At 58.4% G+C, this 17,553-nt stretch carries 16 protein-coding genes; 5 read left to right on the forward strand and 11 right to left on the reverse strand.

Translation table 11 applies throughout. The features are described from left to right. The first annotated feature begins 37 nt into the window (after window positions 1–37). Both G411_RS19845 and G411_RS0108500 read left to right on the forward strand, forming a co-directional pair. Window positions 38–2,788, forward strand: coding sequence for a class I adenylate cyclase (locus tag G411_RS19845; RefSeq protein WP_022958766.1), 2,751 nt, complete (start codon window positions 38–40; stop codon window positions 2,786–2,788). Window positions 2,789–2,861: 73 nt separating this feature from the next. Beyond that, the gene (locus tag G411_RS0108500) at window positions 2,862–3,143 is read left to right on the forward strand and encodes a hypothetical protein (protein ID WP_022958767.1); all 282 of its coding nucleotides are present in this window, start codon (window positions 2,862–2,864) and stop codon (window positions 3,141–3,143) included. Window positions 3,144–3,192: 49 nt separating this feature from the next. Here the strand turns inward: G411_RS0108500 and G411_RS0108505 are convergent, their stop codons facing one another. The 8 genes from G411_RS0108505 to ilvD all read right to left on the reverse strand — a co-directional run bounded on the left by G411_RS0108505 (window position 3,193) and on the right by ilvD (window position 9,674). Next, window positions 3,193–3,837, reverse strand: coding sequence for an HvfX family Cu-binding RiPP maturation protein (locus G411_RS0108505; RefSeq protein WP_022958768.1), 645 nt, complete (start codon window positions 3,835–3,837; stop codon window positions 3,193–3,195). A 48-nt stretch (window positions 3,838–3,885) separates the two neighbouring features. Next, on the reverse strand, window positions 3,886–4,644 hold the full coding sequence (locus tag G411_RS0108510) for an HvfC family RiPP maturation protein (RefSeq protein WP_022958769.1): 759 nt from the start codon (window positions 4,642–4,644) through the stop codon (window positions 3,886–3,888). Continuing rightward, window positions 4,641–5,492 (reverse strand): HvfB family MNIO-type RiPP peptide maturase, encoded by an 852-nt coding sequence (locus tag G411_RS0108515; RefSeq protein WP_022958770.1) that lies wholly within the window; start codon window positions 5,490–5,492, stop codon window positions 4,641–4,643. Before G411_RS0108515 ends, G411_RS0108510 begins: the two co-directional genes overlap by 4 nt. A gap of 30 nt (window positions 5,493–5,522) precedes the next feature. Beyond that, window positions 5,523–5,873: an HvfA family oxazolone/thioamide-modified RiPP metallophore gene (locus G411_RS0108520; RefSeq protein WP_022958771.1), complete on the reverse strand. Its 351-nt coding sequence runs from the start codon at window positions 5,871–5,873 to the stop codon at window positions 5,523–5,525. Between the two features lie 82 nt (window positions 5,874–5,955). Beyond that, window positions 5,956–6,201 carry an anti-sigma factor family protein gene (locus G411_RS22330; RefSeq protein WP_022958772.1) on the reverse strand — a complete coding sequence of 82 codons (246 nt, stop codon included), beginning with the start codon at window positions 6,199–6,201 and terminating at the stop codon, window positions 5,956–5,958. After that, complete coding sequence (locus tag G411_RS0108530) at window positions 6,195–6,800, reverse strand: RNA polymerase sigma factor (protein WP_022958773.1); 606 nt, start codon at window positions 6,798–6,800, stop codon at window positions 6,195–6,197. Before G411_RS0108530 ends, G411_RS22330 begins: the two co-directional genes overlap by 7 nt. A 98-nt stretch (window positions 6,801–6,898) precedes the next feature. Then, entirely contained in the window at window positions 6,899–7,648 is a 750-nt protein-coding gene (locus G411_RS0108535; RefSeq protein WP_022958774.1) for an SDR family NAD(P)-dependent oxidoreductase, read from the reverse strand. Window positions 7,649–7,832: 184 nt separating this feature from the next. Further along, complete coding sequence (gene ilvD, locus G411_RS0108540; RefSeq protein ID WP_022958775.1) at window positions 7,833–9,674, reverse strand: dihydroxy-acid dehydratase; 1,842 nt, start codon at window positions 9,672–9,674, stop codon at window positions 7,833–7,835. A 129-nt stretch (window positions 9,675–9,803) separates the two neighbouring features. Here ilvD and G411_RS19855 point away from each other — a divergent pair, with 129 nt between their 5' ends. Then, window positions 9,804–10,895 carry a mechanosensitive ion channel family protein gene (locus tag G411_RS19855; protein ID WP_022958776.1) on the forward strand — a complete coding sequence of 364 codons (1,092 nt, stop codon included), beginning with the start codon at window positions 9,804–9,806 and terminating at the stop codon, window positions 10,893–10,895. Window positions 10,896–10,901: 6 nt separating this feature from the next. Here G411_RS19855 and G411_RS0108550 read toward each other — a convergent pair whose 3' ends face one another. After that, window positions 10,902–12,464, reverse strand: a complete 1,563-nt coding sequence (locus G411_RS0108550; protein ID WP_022958777.1) for a phytase — start codon at window positions 12,462–12,464, stop codon at window positions 10,902–10,904. A 14-nt stretch (window positions 12,465–12,478) separates the two neighbouring features. After that, on the reverse strand, window positions 12,479–14,671 hold the full coding sequence (locus tag G411_RS19860) for a TonB-dependent receptor plug domain-containing protein (RefSeq protein WP_022958778.1): 2,193 nt from the start codon (window positions 14,669–14,671) through the stop codon (window positions 12,479–12,481). Window positions 14,672–14,944: 273 nt separating this feature from the next. Between G411_RS19860 and G411_RS19865 the strand changes: the two genes are divergently transcribed. After that, entirely contained in the window at window positions 14,945–15,913 is a 969-nt protein-coding gene (locus G411_RS19865) for a GGDEF domain-containing protein (RefSeq protein WP_022958779.1), read from the forward strand. Window positions 15,914–15,916: 3 nt separating this feature from the next. Beyond that, window positions 15,917–16,924: a helix-turn-helix transcriptional regulator gene (locus tag G411_RS0108565; RefSeq protein ID WP_022958780.1), complete on the forward strand. Its 1,008-nt coding sequence runs from the start codon at window positions 15,917–15,919 to the stop codon at window positions 16,922–16,924. Here G411_RS0108565 and G411_RS0108570 read toward each other — a convergent pair. Further along, window positions 16,918–17,415, reverse strand: coding sequence for an NUDIX domain-containing protein (locus tag G411_RS0108570; RefSeq protein WP_022958781.1), 498 nt, complete (start codon window positions 17,413–17,415; stop codon window positions 16,918–16,920). The genes G411_RS0108565 and G411_RS0108570 overlap by 7 nt on opposite strands. Between the last annotated feature and the right edge of the window lie 138 nt (window positions 17,416–17,553).

The raw sequence follows: 17,553 nt of genomic DNA on the forward strand, positions 1-17,553 counted from the left end.
GGCTACAGTGTAGACCTCAGGCTCAAGGTCAACAGTGATGCCAGGACGCGAGGCACTTTCCAAACTCTTCGACCGCGGAATCAATCCACACCGCATTGCCGAGCTGCGCGCCCGCTTCATGCAACTTAATACCGCCCGCCTGCAGCGCAATCGCACCGCACTGCAGGAACATCAACGCCTGCTCTTCGATCTGGTGCCGCTGCTGCTGCACGTCAACCATCCCGCACTGCCAGGCTACGTGAGCCGCCACACTCCCTGTGGTATCGACGGCTACCAGCCCAGTGAGCAGCTGCTCGGCCGCGCCCGACAATCATTGTCCAGCGGCTTCAGCTACCGCCCCCATGACGGCACGACCCACATCCACAGCCTGTTTGTAATGGGTTCCTGCGGCAGCATCGCTCAGGCCGAGGACTCCGATCTCGATATCTGGCTCTGCCACCGCAGCGACCTCGACCATAGCGCCCTGCAACAATTGCAGGACAAAGCCGATGCGCTGTCAGCATGGGCTGCTGGCCTCGGTCTGGACCTGCACTTCTTTCTGATGGACAGCGAGCAATTCCGCCGGGGAGAACGCGAGCGCCTGAGCGCTGACGGCACCGGCACCAGTCAGCATTATTTGCTGTTGGATGAGTTCTACCGCAGCGCCATTTTGCTGGCTGGCCGCTACCCGATCTGGTGGCTAGTGCCCCCCGATGAGGAGGCCAACTACCCGGAATATACCGCGCTGCTGCATGTGCAGAATTTTGTCGGTCCGGACGAAAGTATCGACTTCGGCGGGGTAGCGGCGATTCCCGCCGGGGAGTTTATCGGCGCAGGTGTCTGGCAGCTCTACAAGGCGATCGCCTCGCCGTACAAAGCCCTGCTGAAACTGCTGCTGACCGAAGCCTATGCCAGCGACTACCCCAATGTGCAGGCCATCTGCCTGACAATGAAAGCGCGGGTGCACGAGGGCGATACCAACCTCGACGAGTTGGACCCCTACATTATGGTTTACCGTCGCCTGGAGCAGCATCTCCGTCAACGCGGTGAAAAGGATCGACTGGAGCTGGTACGCCGCGCTTTTTACTTCAAAACCGGCCTGCACCTCTCCCGCCCCGGGCTCAGTAAACAGGCAGACCGACGAACACGACTGGAAGCGCTGGTAAAAGAGTGGCAATGGCCGTCTGAAACGCTGCTCAACCTCGACACCCGTCACCGCTGGAAGCTGCGCCGAGTCCGCGACGAACACCGTTTTCTGGTGGCCGAACTTACCCACAGCTACCGATTTCTGCAGGACTTTGCCGCGCGCAGTCAGCAGTCAGCGCTGATCAACTCTGAAGAAATGACTCTGCTGGGGCGAAAGCTCTATGCGGCCTTTGAACGCAAGCGCAACAAAATTGAATGGCTCAACCCCGGCATCTCTCCCGACCTTTCTGAGCAACAGCTGTACTTCTATACGATCGGCTTCGGCGATCGTCGGCGCTGGGTGGTTAGCAGCAGCCCCCGCAACGACTTCCACAGCGAAACAACGCTCAAGGAGGACGATCAGCTCTGCCGACTGCTCTGCTGGTGTCTGTGCAACGGACTCGTTCAGGAGAACAGCCGCTTGCGACTGGGCAGCCACAAGCTCGGCGTTACCGAATCCGACCTCAATCGCCTGGCCTGCTGGCTGCAAAAAGCGCTACCCGCCCGCCTGCCCGCCGCCGACCCCGACAAACACGAGGTTTTCAGCCGCCCCAAAGCACCGGAATACGTCCTGCTGTGTATCAACCTCGGACAGGACAGTCTGTCGCAGCTCAGCAGCCAGGGCGTAGGACAGCACCGCAGTTGTTACCCCGTCGCCAACGCCGAACTGGTCGTCGTCAACAGCTGGGGCGAAGTCTCCGCTACCGCAATCAGTGGCAGCGACACGCTGCTCAACAGTCTTCGCGCTTACCACCAGATCCGCATCGCTGCCGACCACGTCGGGGTTAGCCCCACTATCCAGATGCTCTGTTTCAACGATCCCGACGATCAACTCGTCAACCGCCTGCAACAGCTCACCACAAGCCTCGACAACTGCTTTCAACAGAATGCCAACAGTCGCTACATTCTCAAACTGGCCGACGGATTTCATATTGTCCGGCAGCGCAACAATGAACTGGATGTGGCAACACTCAGCAGCTACCCTGAATTAATCCAATGTCTGGAGCGGGGACAGGAGCAATTCAGTCCACTGCACCTGGATCCGTTTTGCGTACCTGATTCCGCACTCGCCGCCATCGTCGCCCACAGCCACAGCGACGACTGCCATCTTTTTCTTCACCCGCGTGAAGCCCTGGTCGACATTTTTGTCCGCGATGAACGTGGCTCACTGTGCTACCTCGCCAACGAAAGCCGCGACCCCGAAGCCCTGCTGCAGCAATTGCTGGGCTTTCTCCAACACTGCCGGCAGGAGCAGAACCGTCAGCACCGCGTACAGCTTCATTCTCTGCGGCGACAGGACGGCCGCTGGCAGGCTGTGGACTGTCCGCCACCACCCTGTCGCGCCCGCTCCGGACTCTATCTGGAAGCCATCGCCCACCCCCGGCCCGGCGCTAAACCGGTCTTCGACCTGCGCTGGAATAATCAGTTGCTGTGTCATGCCGACGAGGGCGACAGCGTCTTTCGACGACTCGCCAGCCAATTGCGGGAACGCTTCCCCAACCAGCGGCGCTTCTACCTCGACCGGCTCAGTCTGGCAGATTCCGAGCCACAGCAGACCTCGGTCTATCTTCGCTACAAGCGCTATGTAGAAGAATTATTGCTTCAAGCGATCAACGAGACTTAAAGAAAACAACAAACTACTGCGGAGGCACGACCGCAGTGATCACCTATACAGTAACAACAGGAAACACTGAGTTATGGAAGACAAAACATTAACTTACGGAAAATACTGGGCTGCTATTAAAGATGGAAAAGTCGTCAACTATCTTTCCATGCGCACGTCCAATGACATTGATTTCGAAGAGTTTCGCAGCCAAGCAATACGCACTCTCGAACTTCTAGGGGAAGTGAAGTCCGGAGAGATTATTTCTCGTGGTGGCAAAAGGCTGTTCCTGCAACGACTTTCCCACACCAATCGAGGCAAATCACCAAGAGCGCCACGAGAATATCCACTACCTGCGCCAATCGTGTTGGAATAAACCACATGAGACGCTGCCCATCATCAACCCCGATTTTGGGTCAGCGTCTTTATTCCCAAAAACGACGCGCCCACCAATAATCCACACTCAAATATCGTCCCGCGCCGGTAAAGAACAGCGACAGCAGCATGATGAAGTAGGTGGCCGCAAATTCGATACCGTTGTTAAGCACCACAAAGGGACCTGTTTCCGTCAGCCAGTTGTAGTGGCCATGCTCCTGCAGCAGGCCACGCGCGGCGTCCAGCCGTTTGCTGACTTCTTCACTGTTTTGCAAACTGGCCTCGGCACCGGGAACGCCGATAGCGGCCAGCGGCTGCGACATGCTGGTGGCAGGGTCAGAGGGGGCGATCGCATACCAGCCGTTGTCCCAATGCACCGCGAACGCCGCTACCAGCATGGTCACCATCAACGGCACGGCGATATAGCGGGTAGCCAGACCCAGCAACAGGAAGACACCCCCTAACAGCTCGGTGGCAACGGCGAGAAAGGCCATCAGCCAGGGCAGGGGCAGGCCCAGTCCCCAGTCGGCATTGCCAAACCATTCCACCGTGCTGTCGAAAGCCAGCAGCTTGTTCAAGCCCGCAGAAATAAACACCGGTGCGAGAAACAGGCGAAGCAGCAGCGGGGCGATAAAGTCGAGCTGACGACTGCCGTCAAGCCAGCCATGTACACGCTGCGGCAGGGATCGAATCATGATGAGTCTCCCGAAAGATTGGGGCGTTGAGAATTCAATAAACCGGATTCACGGCCTTTGCATCGTCCCGAGAATCAGGCCACGCGCCTGAAAATCGGTCAGCATATCGGCGCCAAAATGCAAAACCTGCTCCACCGGAATCTGCGGCAACTGCGTCGCAAGTCGTTGCAAATGCTCTCGGCCTGACAACTCGGGCATGCTGTTGAGCTGCTCAACGAACGCGGCGGTGATGTCGTTGATCTCCATAAACCGCACGACGTCACCGGCATCGCGGTACAGCAGCACCAGCATTGGCGTGCTCAATGGCGCATCGGGCTCACAGTTCACCGCAATCTGGCTGACCGGCCAGTGGTATTGCGCCAGTTGATAAACGGGGTTCAGTACCGGCACGTCATCTAACAAATCGCCCTGTGTAGCGGGCGGTACAAGCTTGGTGTCTTCGGCAATTTCCAGCACCAGTTCCAGCCACTCGTAGTGCGCCAGCTCAGGCAGATAGGGTGGCAGGGGGAGCGCCACCTCATCAGCCAGATAGGCCACAAAGCGCTCGGGCAATTCCGTAAAATAGGGGCTGTCGCAGCGGGCATTGGTGTAAAAATCGCGGACCAGGACATGCCACTGATCCCGGTCATCAAGTATCTCCCGAATCACCGGAAAGCTTTTGGCAAGCAGGCCCTCCACCGTGTTGTAGAACAGCTCGCGATAGACCTTGAGTCGCCGTTCTTCGATATTTGCTGGTGGCATCGTATTTTCGGGGTCGCGCATATAGGCGCTGAACTTCCGCTGCACATCACGGAAAGATTCGCTCATCGCAGTGCCCTCGCCGGTATCTCAACACCGGCCTGTAACTGGCGAATCTGTTCCACTTCCACCATCAAGTCCGCCAGCGGCGGAAAGTTGAAATCCCGCTCCAACAAGGTAGGCAGGGCACCGACACGCTGATAGGTCTGCGACAGTAAGCCCCATACCGGGTCGATGACATCCGCGCCATGGGTGTCGATTTTCAAGTCGTCCGCTTCATCGTAATGCCCGGCCACATGGATGTAGCAGACGCGTTCCAGCGGCAGTGCCTGCAAATAGGCAAGCGGATCGTAGCCATGGTTGATGCTGTTCACGTAGATGTTGTTCACATCGAGCAGCAGCTCGCAGTCAGCTTCATTCAGCACGGCGTTAACAAAGTCGATTTCCGACATATCGGCGCCAGGCGCCGCGTAGTAACTGACGTTTTCAATGCCGATACGCTCGCCGAGAAAATCCTGCACGGCTGCGATACGTCCGGCAACATGGCGCACGGCTTCCTCGGTAAACGGGATCGGCGCCAGGTCGTATAAGTGGCCATTGTCACTGCAATAGCTCAGGTGTTCGGTGTATTTCTGTACACGGTGCTTGCGAAGGAAGTCGCGCACTTCGCCAAGAAACGCCCAGTCGACGGGGTCGGTGCTGCCCAGCGACAGCGACAGGCCGTGACAAAGCAGCGGCCGTCGCTCAGCAAGTGCAGCGAAGCGGCGGCCAAAACGACCGCCCACCCGTATCCAGTTTTCCGGTGCAACCTCCAGAAAGTCCGGCCACGCTGTTTCCTCGTTCTCCAGCGGGTCCATCAGTGCCCGGCGCAGGCCGAGACCAGCGCCGGACACCTTGCCAAAGTCAGTGGAAAACATGGCCTTACTTCCTATCAGTTGTGCGTCAAATTAACCGCCGCACTTACCTTCGCCACATTTACCTTCCTGGCTTTTCATCGATTTCTTCTCTCCGCACTTGGCTTCCCCACACTTGCCTTCATGCTGTTTGGCAGCTTTCTGCTCGCCACATTTCGCCTCGCCACATTTACCTTCCATTTCCTTGGCGGGCTTGCGTTCGCCACACTTGGCTTCGCCGCATTTGCCTTCCATATCCTTGCTCGCCAGCTGGTAACCGCTGCCCAGATCTTTCGCAAGAAAGGGGTTTTCGCCCGCTGACGCCTGTGCTGAAACTGCCAGCCCCGTGGACATCAGCGCCAGACCGACCGCACTTTTTACCGCATTGATGGATTTGCTACGCATGGTGAACTCCTGATTATTAACAATGTGTTGGTGCTACGTAGATGCGACAGACCGCCAGCTTGTTACAGTCTTTCGCAAAAAACTATTCGCCACCGCCCCGATGCCCATCTGACGACCTGAGACCCCGCATCACCCGCTTGACTTCCTCGTCACTGGCCGGTTTGTGCATAAAGGGGATCGCGCCGAGCAATGCCCGCAACTGACTGAGATAACGGCGGCAATGTTTACAGATAAACCAGTGCAGGCGCATCGACAGACGCTGACGAACCGTCAGTTCGCCCTCTACCAGCGCATCAACGGTATCGACAAACTCCCGACATTTCAGCATTCCCCGGTCTCCTCGTAGTGATCCACCAGTTTCACTAACTGGCTGCGGGCACGGTGCAAAATCACCCGGGCATTGGATGCAGAAATCGACAGTTCGTTACAGATTTCCTCGAAGGCAATGCCAGCCGTATCGCGCAGCTCAAGCACCGCGCGCTGTGTTGTGGGCATTGCTTCCAGGATCCGATCGAGACAATCGGACAGGTCATCGCGCATCAGCAGACTGTCGGGGCTCTCCAGATCCCACTGCACCAATGGCGACTGCCAGTGACCGCGACGATCGAAGCGGCCCTCCAGAACGTCCGCCGCCAGCGCATCCGGGAAAATATCCGTCAGGCAAGCTTCGCGGCCGCCCTTGCGGAGCAGCATCTTGGCTTCATTGAGGGCGATACGTCCCAGCCAGGTACGAAGACTGGAGCGCCCCTCAAAACCCGGCAGCGCACGATGGGCCTTAATCCAGGCATTCTGCACCGCCTCCTCCGCGTCGCTGTGGCCGACCAGCGGCACCACCAACGCGAGCAAGGCGCGATGATGCTCTCGCACCACGTCAGCAAACAGCGCCTCGTCTCCGGCCTTGAGTTTCTCCAGCTTTGTCTCGTCCACCACACTTTCCGTTATCACCAGCCGATGCCTACAACGCTACACCGATTTCACAACGGAAAACATCTCGCTGGCGACAACTCAATCACGATTGCCGCAGATCAACCCGCCGTCTGTCCGCCATCAATCGCAAACGCTACGCCGGTAACGAAACGCGCCTCGGGAGAAGACAGGTAGGCAACGGCTGCCGCAACTTCGTCGGGCTTACTCATCTCCAGCAGCGGAAACATACGTCCCAGCAGCGCCGGATCCGACCCTTCCGGCATTTCAAACGCCGAGCTGAGCGGCGTCTCCACCGCACCGGGACAAATCGCATTCACCCTCACGCCCTTGCCGGAAAACTCCAGCGCCAGCGATTTGCTGAACATCACCACCGCCGCTTTGGTCGCGCAGTAGGCCGCATTGTAGGCCAGGCCTTCCAGCCCGGCGGTAGACGCCATATTGACAACATTTCCCCGAGTCTCGACCAGTCGCGGCATGGCAGCCTGACACATGAAAAACACGCCATTGAGATTGATAGCCACAATGCGCTGCCACTCTTCAGCCGTGATATCCACCAAGTGCCGACAGAGGGATATGCCCGCAATATTGCACAGCACATCCAGCCGCCCGAAATCCCGAATACACTGTTCAACTGCCTGCTGGCAGCTATCCTGTTGCGTCACGTCAAGTTCAACGCACTGCGCTGCTGTCGACGCAGGCAGCAAGGCGCGAGTCGCCTCCAGTCCCTCCCGATTGACATCCGCCAACATGACGCTGGCGCCCTCTTCGGCCAGCCTGACCGCGGTGGCGCGCCCAATACCTGAAGCCGCGCCGGTAATCAGCGCGACATGTCCCCTGTGCCTTTGCATAGTCATCCTCCCATCAATGACTCGCATTTTTGCAGCAGCACAGGCTGGACGCCCTCATCAGAATGGGCGACAGACAGGCACTCAGAAACACGGCACTTAGCAAAAGAGAAAGAGAGGGCTGAGGGAGTATGGAGGGGAAGCAAGGAGTCAGCGGAAGAGACAAAGCCCTTCCGCTGACTGAGGTTTACAGCTGATTAACGTCTCGTACCGCGCCCTTGTCGGCACTGGTCGCCATTTTGGCGTAGGCCTTCAACGCCGCAGAGACTTTGCGAGGGCGCTGTTTGACCGGCTGCCAGGCGCTGTCACCTTTGGCATCCATGGCCTTGCGGCGCTTGGCAAGTTCGGCGTCATCGATCAGCACGTTGATGGTCCGTGCAGGAATATCGATGCGGATGATATCGCCCTTTTCCACCAGACCAATCGCGCCACCTGATGCCGCTTCCGGCGATACGTGACCGATAGACAGCCCCGAAGTCCCCCCGGAGAAACGCCCGTCAGTCAGCAGTGCACAGGCTTTGCCAAGGCCCTTGGACTTGATGTAACTGGTGGGGTAAAGCATTTCCTGCATGCCGGGGCCACCTTTCGGGCCTTCGTAACGCACGATGACCACATCGCCCGCTTTCACGCGGTCGTTGAGAATATCGTCAACGGCATCTTCCTGACTCTCGCAAATGTGCGCCGGGCCTTCGAAGACCAGAATGCTTTCATCCACGCCCGAGGTTTTCACCACACAGCCGTCTTCCGCAATATTGCCGTGCAGCACCGCCAGACCACCTTCCAGAGAAAAGGCATTTTCCAGCGAACGGATACAGCCATTTTCGCGATCGGCGTCCAGCGACGGCCAACGCGTATCCTGACTGAAGGCCGTCTGGGTAGGAATACCCGCCGGGCCGGCTTTATAAAAGGTTTTCACCGCATCGTTGTCGGTGACCATGATATCCCAAGTCTGCAGCGCAGAGGCCAGGCTGCTGGCGTGTACCGTGGGCAAACCGGTGTTGAGGAGATCAGCGCGAGCCAGTTCGGCAAGAATGCCCATCACCCCACCCGCGCGATGTACGTCTTCCATATGGTACAGCGGCGTATTCGGAGCCACCTTGCACAACTGGGGAACACGGCGCGACAGCTCGTCGATATCCTTCATGCCGAAGTCCAGCTCCGCTTCCTGTGCTGCGGCCAGCAGGTGAAGAATGGTGTTGGTAGAGCCGCCCATGGCGATATCCAGCGCCATCGCGTTGTTAAAGGCATCGCGATTGGCAATATTGCGCGGCAGAACGCTGTCGTCATCCTCTTCGTAATAGCGCTTGGCCAGCTCGACAATGCGACGACCCGCTTCCAAAAACAGCTTTTCACGATCGGCATGCGTCGCCAGCAAGGAGCCGTTACCCGGCAGTGACAGACCCAGTGCCTCGGTCAGGCAGTTCATGGAGTTGGCAGTAAACATCCCCGAACAGCTGCCGCAGGTTGGGCAGGCTGAGCGCTCATATTCGGCAACAGTTTCATCATCGGCGCTGTCATCCACGGCGATCACCATAGCATCGACGAGATCGAGCTTGTTTTCAGACAGCTTGGTTTTACCGGCTTCCATCGGGCCACCGGAAACAAAAATGACCGGCACGTTCAGCCGCATCGCCGCCATCAACATTCCCGGCGTGATCTTGTCACAGTTGGAAATACACACGATGGCATCGGCGCAGTGCGCATTCACCATGTACTCAACGGAATCGGCAATAATGTCGCGGCTGGGCAGGCTGTAGAGCATGCCGTCGTGACCCATGGCGATGCCGTCGTCCACGGCGATGGTGTTGAATTCTTTGGCAACGCCACCCGCTTTTTCAATTTCACGCGCAACCAGCTGCCCCATGTCCTTCAGGTGGACGTGACCGGGTACAAACTGGGTAAACGAGTTAGCGACCGCAATGATCGGCTTGTTGAAATCGTCGTCTTTCATGCCCGTGGCGCGCCACAGGGCACGAGCACCCGCCATATTGCGACCGGCGGTGGAAGTTTTGGAACGGTATGCAGGCATGTGGACCTCTGTAGTTCAGCTCTCCGTTTGTAGCCGCACAGTCTACCACAGGGCCGTCGCGTCACTGAATGCGTTTGGTGGTCAACCGCCTGCGCCGCTACACTGAGCAAAAACGCATTTGGAGCGGGAATGGAAGAGACACTGACATCGCTGCCGTCGACCCTGGCCAGCGCCCTGCTGCCCTGGTTGCCGACCGCGATCGTAATGGGCGCACTGGTGATTGTCTGGCTGGTGGTTCGCCGGGTGTTCGCCGCGCAGAAAGCCCACGGGGCCGATATTCGCTACCGCGAGCAGGGCAGCCGCCTGGCAATGCGCCTGCTGGGCATTGTGCTGATTGTCGCGACAATCCCGGTGGACAATGATCTGCGCGGCCAGTTGTTCTCACTCATCGGCTTGCTGGCCAGTGCCGCTATCGCACTGTCGTCCACCTCGGTGATGGGCAACCTGATGGCGGGGTTTATGCTCAGAACGGTGAACAGCTTTCGCGCCGGGGACTATATTGAGTTTCGCAACGAGCTCGGCCGGGTCAGCCAGCGCGGCCTGCTCCATGTGGAAATTCAGAACGAAACCAGCGAACTGGTCACCGTACCGAACCTGCTGCTGGTCCAGGAACCCTACAACGTCGTGCGCGCATCGGGCACGGTGGTCTCTGCCGAGGTCTCGCTGGGTTACGACGTCGACCGACGCGATGCCGAAGCCGCGCTGCTGCGCGCCATTGAAAATACCGAGCTGGGCAACGGCTTTGTGCAGATTCGCGAACTGGGTGATTTCTCTGTGCTGTATCGGGCCAGCGGCTGGCTGGAAGAAGCCGGATTGCTGGTCAGCACCCGTTCCAAGCTGCGCGGTAAAATGCTCGACGCCCTGCACGATGCCGGGATCGAGATTGTCTCACCGAATTTTATGAACCAGCGTGTACTCGACCCCACCGAAGCCATTATTCCGGTCAAACAGCGCTTTGTACCGGAGCGGGACAAGACAGGCCATGCGGAAGAAGTGCTGTTCAACAAAGCGGAAATGACCAGTGCGGTGGAGGCGCTGGAAGGCAAAATCAAAAGCCTGAAAGCGCAGCTCAATGCCGAGCCGGAAGAAGGCGCCGAAGAACTCGACCGCGACGCCGTGAAAGCCGAGCTGAGCAAACTCACCGAAGAGCTGGAAGCCGCCCGCCTGCTGGCCAAAAATGAGGTCGAAAAAGATCGCCTCGCCAGCAAGGAAGAAGAGTAGGCGCCCTCAGGGCGCCGCGTTTAACAGGGCCTCAATCTGGCGCCAGTCCACCAGTTTGAAGTTTTGCGGTGCCGCCGGCGCCCGGTTGCGCCCGTCCTGTACCACCAGCACCCCCTTGGGATACCCGGTCAAGGCCGCGGTGCTCACGGCCAGACCATCGGTCTCCGACACACCGTCTATCCCCCGCGCGTAGTCGGGCACGATGCGAAACTTCGCCACATAGCGCCAGGGATCAAGCTCGTAGACAACATAGCTGTCATCCCCCTGACTGGACGCAATCAGCCAGCGCTGCTCGCCGTCGTATATATCCAGCCCTTCCACATCGGCCACCAGATGGCCCTGCTCAATGCTTTCGATCAGGCGGCGCTCGCCGCTTTCCGGATCAATCTGCCAGATACCGCGATCTTCCTGACCCACGTAGAGCAGATGGCGCCGCGCATCGTACACACAGCCCTCTGTTTGTGAGTCAAAATCGAAATCGCGGCGCTTGCTGGCCTGATCACCCTCGAGCCGCCAGTATTCCACGCGCCCTTCGGAATCACCGATGAACACCAGTGGCTGCCCGGTCGCATTGCGCCCCATGCACAGGCCGTAGGGGTCCTCGAGCGACACAGGGATACGTTGCGTCAGGGCAATGCTGTCCGCCTGCATGTCGGCCATAAACAGATCGATACTTTTGTGGGTGCGATTGCTCGCCGCCAGCAGAAAACGGTCGTCGCCCAGAGGCAGGGCATCGACGTTATTCTCACGTCCCTCGGGCAAAAAATGTCGCAGCTCACCGTCAGCGCTGTACACCGCCAGACCGCGCTTCTTGTCGGTGCCCACTACCCAGAAATTGCCGTCGGCCGCAGCGAGTATCGCCGGATCATCTGCGGCGTCACCCGGCCCCTGAACCGGTGTCGTTTCGCGGTCTGCGTGTACGCCCGGCACCTCAGGCTCCGGCATTCCATGAAGAGTGTCGGCAAACATCAGATAGCTGCCACTGTCCAACTGGCTTTGCTGCGCCGCCGTTAACGGCGCCGCCAGTGGCTGCAGGATCGCATCGCTTTCCGGATTGCGATCTGCGCGAATCGGGCCTAAATACGGGTCATTGAGCAGCAATTCATTGGCGGTCAACAGACACTGCTCAATATCGGGATTGGTATGCAGGCTGCGCACCGGGCGCAGTGACTGCGACGCCCAGTCCAGCCAGTACTGGAACACCCGGCCATCCCCGTCGCTGATCAGTACATCGAATACGCCAGGTGCAACCGGGGCAAAACACAGGCCATCCGCATCGTGATCGAGGTTCGCCAGCTTATTGGCATCCAGTCGCTGGTCGCCGAGTTCACCCGCCCACAGTGCGGCCTCGGCATCTTCTATCCACAGCAATTGCCGACCATTGCCAGCCACCGCTTCGATTTCGGACTCGGCCTCATGAATCACGGTGGCGACACCAGCCCGACTCAACATCAATTGGTGGTCGTCGGCGGAGACCGTCGCCAGCGTTGCCGGAGCCTCCGGCAGGCTGGCGCAAGCACCCAGCAGCAGGGCATTGAGGGTCAGGGCGGTACGTTTCTTAAAAATCATTTTCGCTCTCCCTCTCAGAAACGGCCGCGGAAGGTCAGGATGACGGAGGGGCTGGTTTCCTCAACCTCAACTTCGCGGGTATCAAAATTATCGGCGCGGTAGGCTGCAGAGTCGTCGTATTCTTTAATCAACTCACGCTTCTCCGCATCCAGCAGGTTTTGGCCGGACAATCGCACCACATAGTCCCCGTTGGCAAAGCGCTTCTCAATGAAAACCTCCAGATTGCCGTCGTAGGTAATGCGGTTCACCTCACCACCCTCGAACTCTTCAGCCGCCCCCTGGCGCTGATAGCTCATGCCGTAGCTGAACGCCATTGACTCAATTTCGTGCTCAAAGCCGATGTTATAGACATACTCGGCCTGCCCGCTGAAGCGACGCTCAACGCCCTCAAAATAGGGATCTTCCACTTCCGAATCCAACAGCGTGTAGTTGAGGAAACCCTGGAGATTGGGAAGACCAAAAGCCGTGAATGGCGTGCTGACATCCACCTCAACGCCCATGATGGTGCCATCGTTGCGGTTATTGATCGGCTCGCGTAAGTCGAAGTCATCCACGCCGACAGTAATCTCGGTCTGCTGGTATTCAATCAGGTCGCTGACTTCCCGATAAAATACATTGACCCCCACCACACCGGCATTGCCAATGAAGTGGTCGTAGCCGATATCAAGGCCCCAGGCGCTCTCTGGATCCAGTTCAGGATTACCGCGAAACTTTTCGTCATCGATGGTCAGCTCCACGGGGTTAAGCTGATCGAACTGCGGATAGCGCAGCGTGCGCGCCACGCTGGCACGAAACTGATCCTGCTCGGAGATATGCCAACGCAGATGAACTGACGGGTTGTACTCCCAGTTATCGCGATCGCTGTCAGTCTTTGCGCCCGCAAAATCCCGCCCTTCCACTTGCTGGTCGCGGTATTCAGCCCGTACACCGGCTTCCACTTCCCACTTGGGGTTGAGCGTCATTTTGCTGGTGGCGTAGAGGTCGTAACCGTCGATAGTGGCGCGGAAGTCGGCAAACTCGTCGTCTTCATCGTCCACAACACCGCTGTCGTCGGCCACATACACCGAAAACTCACGTTCCCGACGGCTAATCTCGGCACCGAACTTTGACGTCATCGACTCGCCATCCACCTTCCAGGCAACCCCGACACGCGTATCGCTGTCATCGATATCCGTCACCTCGATTTCATCCAGCTCCAGTGGATCGCCCAGATCTGCCTCGCGATTGGTTTCGGTTTTGTCCTGCTCAAACTGGTTGCTGTATGCGTAGAGATTCAGCTCACCGCGAGCGAGTGCCAAGTCGTAGTTCACCCCGAGGTTGGCGTTGCTCTGCTCAATTTTTTCAAGCTGGTTCTCGAGGGTTTGTTCATCCAATACAAACGGCGAGTTGCTGTCGGCGCGAAGGAAAACATTCTTGCGCGTGTTCTCTTCTTCGTCGCGCTCGGTATCCATATAGAAAAGGTTAAAGCCGAGCTTGGCGCGATCGCTGAGATGCACAATCGCATCCCCCGCGAGCGAGACATCGCGGCTGTCGCGCACATCAGATTCCACCACGTCCTCGCGCTCGTCGCCGTCGAGCTTGCTGGCAACTTTGCTCTTGGGATTGTGACGCTCCTGAATATTCGCCGACACATTGTATTCCAGTGTCTCACCCATGCCGGTAAAGCCGATAAAGCCGCTGCCGTCGGTTTCTTCCATATGCACCGCGCCCAGCCGCCAGATGCCACCCTGATATCGGGCGCCCTCTTTAAGCACGATATTCAGCGTGCCGCCAATGCCCTCGCTATCGATGTCACTGGTGGGGCTGCGCAGAATTTCGATCTTTTCCACCATTTCGGCAGGGATGCGATCCACCGCAATGGCGCCGTCATTCTCCTCACCCGGCAGCTTGCGCCCGTTGATCAGTACCTGCGTGTACTTGGAGTCCAGCCCGCGCAAACGCGGCAAATCATACTCACCGACATCGCTGGTAAAGCTGACACCCGGCACACGCTTAAGCATGTCGCCAACCGAAATCGGCTCGAAGCGCTGGAAAAACGCAGAGTCGTAAACCAATTTGGGGGATGGGCTGTCCACATGGTTGCGCTGCACAACACGGTCGGCAAAGACGTGAACGCTTTCCACTGGTTGAGATACATCATCGGCATAAACGCTCGGGGCGGCGACCGTAAACGCCGCCAGAACCAGACTAAAGGGGGAGGGTTTCATTTTGGCTCCTGGTTTCATCCATGCGGCCCCTCTACCCGGTGAGTAGAGAGCCTCGCTGCAATCAATTCAGGTGCACACGCTAGGCCCCGCAGATGACAGAGACTTGACAGCGCAAAGGCCGGGCGGTGAAGAACGGCGAATTTCGCGTCCTTTTCCGCCTGCTTGAGCCAATATGACCTTTTGCCGTCATACAGGGCTGTTAACGTGAGCCGCACGATCAGGCTGTACCTATGCAGACCTGCCATGTGACAACGATGAACAGGGCATCAGGCCGTGAAAAAACGCGATTCGCTGAGCTTATTTGACCCCCGCACACTCCGGCACTGGGCCAATACCGCCAGCTGGCAGGCATTTCTACACCGCTATGCCTACTGGCTGATCAGTGTGCTGGCGGTATCGACCGCTCTCTCGGCCATCACCCACGGCAACGCCAAAGCCTGGCCGGACATTGACTGGATGGACCTGTTCGGCGAGGGCAGTCTGGCGCTTGCCACACTGATGTGGCTTCACTTCATCCACCGCTGGCGGCCACCGGGGCCGGTGACCAGCCTGCTCACCGGCGGTTTTGCACTGCTGAGCTACGGCTTTTTTCTGGATACGCTGGATGAAGTGGTGCGGCTGGATGAGAGTTGGTTAGGCACTCAGCTTGAGTCGCTGGCGCTGCCCGCGGCTATCGGCATGATTACGCTTGGGCTGGTGAGTCTGGGCAGAGAGCAGCGCGTATTCAGCCGGCAATTGCGGCGGCGGGAAGCCCACTACCGCAACCACAGCGATATCGACCCGGTCACCGACCTCTACAGCGGCGCCTACTGCCGCGACGCGGTGGCCTCGGCACTCGCAGAAGGCCGACCGATTTCCCTGTGCCTGATCGACCTGGAAGACTTCAACAGCATTAATCAGCGCTATGGCTTTGCCATCGGCGATGCCGTACTGAACCGCGTTGCTCACACACTGGTGGCTGCCGCACCCAGTCACTCGCTGGTCTGCCGCTATGGTGGTGACCGCTTTGCCGTGATTATCGAGGGACATTCACCACTGCCCGATCTACGCCAGCGCCTGAATATCTTACTTACCGAAGCCGTGGGCTTGGCGCTGCTGCTGGAAACCGGTGAGCAACCGGATATCGGGGTACAAGCCGGGCAGTTGATTGCCCGACAGGATGAAACCGCCGAACAACTTCTGCAGCGCGCCGTGGCCGATGTGCAATCCCGTAAGCGCAGCAACACCACCGAGGCCCGTTGAGCCATGCGCAGCGATGTCCTTCTGCAAAACGACAAAGTGATTCCCGCCTGGGTGCAACCGGTAGTACTGCTCGACCTGTGTCATGCCCGCGGCGTGCCACTGCCCAAGCTGCTTCATAATACCGCGCTGTTTCTCGGCGACCTGCCGTTTCGCGGTGCGCAGCTTAGCCTGTCGCACTACCGTCAACTGCTCAGCAACGCCAACCGCCTCTGGCCCGGCGAGGACTTCCCCTTTCAGCTAGGGCACCAGCTCGCCAACAGCGGCCTCGGACCACTGGCTGAGCTTTTATCGCGTTGCGAGCGGATAGACGAGCAGCTTAATACGCTTTGCCGCTTTGCCTTTCTGTTAAACCCGGCGCTGCGACTTCAGGTTTACCGGCCCAACTCACAGTCGGCCATGGTGCTATGCCATGCCGCAGGACAACTCTGCTTGTCGGATACCGAACGCCTCGTTGCCATGACCACCTTGCGGCAGCTATTGAGCCAACACCCCGCTACTGACGAGATAAGCTGCTATCTGTCTGCCCCACGCCGCCATGCGATTGAGCACTACCACAGTCACCTCTCAGCAGACTGCCACTTTCAGGCACCCTGGGATGGCTTGCGACTGTCCCTGTCAATCAGCGCGGCGCCTGAAACATCATCGTCTTTGCGCTTCAGGGTGGTAGAAGCAGAGTGTGATCAACTTGTGAACGGGCGCCGTTACCTGATCGACGCGCTCCACCGCTACCTGCATCAACACCCCGATGCCAGCGACCTGCCCGATGCCGCCGCCTATCTGGGCACCAGTATTTCCACACTGAAGCGGCGCCTGCGCGAACATGCTTGTACGTATCAGGAAGTGCTGGACAGTGCCCGCCGGGAGCAGGCACTGGTCGAGTTGCTACTGAACGATGCGTCGGTGGATGCCATTTCTGAACGCCTGCATTTTCACGACAGCAGCAACTTCCGCCGCGCCTTCAAACGCTGGACCGGCACCACGCCGTCGCTGCTCAAGTCGGCGTTTCAGTAAGCCGGTGCGTTGACAATACCCTGGCGGGCCAGCCAGTCGTTAATCGCCAGACCGGTGCCCATATCCCAGCCTTTCAGCTGATCCACCGGCACGATTTTGTAGTCGTCCAGCTCGTGGTTGAGTTTGATCTCGCCCGCCGCTTTCACGTGATAGGCGATAATGACCTGATTCTGGTGGGGGAAGGGGTAAGCGCCTATCAGCTCGGTTTCCAGAGCGTGAAGGTTCAGCTCCTCCATCGTCTCGCGGCGGGCACATTCCACGGGGTCTTCCCCGGCTTCGAGAAAGCCGGTGATAATGGAATAGAACTTTTTCGGCCAGCTCACATTGTGCGCCAGCACCACGCCGCCCTCGACTTCAACAATCATCGCGACCACGGGTACCGGGTTGTTGAAGTGGATAAAACCGCAGGCGCGATCCGGGCAGCCGCTGCGAATTTCATCATCGACCAGCACCTCGGCAAGCGGACTGGCACACTGGGGGCAGTAGTTCATTATTCTTTTCCTTGTTGTCAGTTAGCACGGCGGCCATCGGCCTGAATCGGGCATACGGCGTAAACACCCGAAGTAAACCCGTCGGAGAGTGCCGCAGATTTTGCTATAAATGGCTTTTCCTCGCCACGAAAAACCGAT

It is taken from the genome of Spongiibacter tropicus DSM 19543, from assembly GCF_000420325.1.
In the GTDB taxonomy this organism is placed as follows: Bacteria; Pseudomonadota; Gammaproteobacteria; order Pseudomonadales; family Spongiibacteraceae; genus Spongiibacter; species Spongiibacter tropicus.

Bases quoted from the DNA above. Each gene is read 5' to 3' on its own strand.
- G411_RS0108505 (WP_022958768.1), bottom strand. From the start codon at position 3,837: ATGATTCGATCCCTGCCGCAGCGTGTACATGGCTGGCTTGACGGCAGT.
- G411_RS22330 (WP_022958772.1), bottom strand. From the start codon at position 6,201: ATGCTGAAATGTCGGGAGTTTGTCGATACCGTTGATGCGCTGGTAGAG.
- G411_RS0108520 (WP_022958771.1), bottom strand. From the start codon at position 5,873: ATGCGTAGCAAATCCATCAATGCGGTAAAAAGTGCGGTCGGTCTGGCG.
- G411_RS0108550 (WP_022958777.1), bottom strand. From the start codon at position 12,464: ATGATTTTTAAGAAACGTACCGCCCTGACCCTCAATGCCCTGCTGCTG.
- ilvD (WP_022958775.1), bottom strand. From the start codon at position 9,674: ATGCCTGCATACCGTTCCAAAACTTCCACCGCCGGTCGCAATATGGCG.
- G411_RS0108565 (WP_022958780.1), top strand. From the start codon at position 15,917: ATGCGCAGCGATGTCCTTCTGCAAAACGACAAAGTGATTCCCGCCTGG.
- G411_RS0108510 (WP_022958769.1), bottom strand. From the start codon at position 4,644: ATGAGCGAATCTTTCCGTGATGTGCAGCGGAAGTTCAGCGCCTATATG.
- G411_RS19860 (WP_022958778.1), bottom strand. From the start codon at position 14,671: ATGAAACCCTCCCCCTTTAGTCTGGTTCTGGCGGCGTTTACGGTCGCC.
- G411_RS0108570 (WP_022958781.1), bottom strand. From the start codon at position 17,415: ATGAACTACTGCCCCCAGTGTGCCAGTCCGCTTGCCGAGGTGCTGGTC.
- G411_RS0108535 (WP_022958774.1), bottom strand. From the start codon at position 7,648: ATGCAAAGGCACAGGGGACATGTCGCGCTGATTACCGGCGCGGCTTCA.
- G411_RS19845 (WP_022958766.1), top strand. From the start codon at position 38: ATGCCAGGACGCGAGGCACTTTCCAAACTCTTCGACCGCGGAATCAAT.
- G411_RS19855 (WP_022958776.1), top strand. From the start codon at position 9,804: ATGGAAGAGACACTGACATCGCTGCCGTCGACCCTGGCCAGCGCCCTG.
- G411_RS0108515 (WP_022958770.1), bottom strand. From the start codon at position 5,492: ATGTTTTCCACTGACTTTGGCAAGGTGTCCGGCGCTGGTCTCGGCCTG.
- G411_RS0108500 (WP_022958767.1), top strand. From the start codon at position 2,862: ATGGAAGACAAAACATTAACTTACGGAAAATACTGGGCTGCTATTAAA.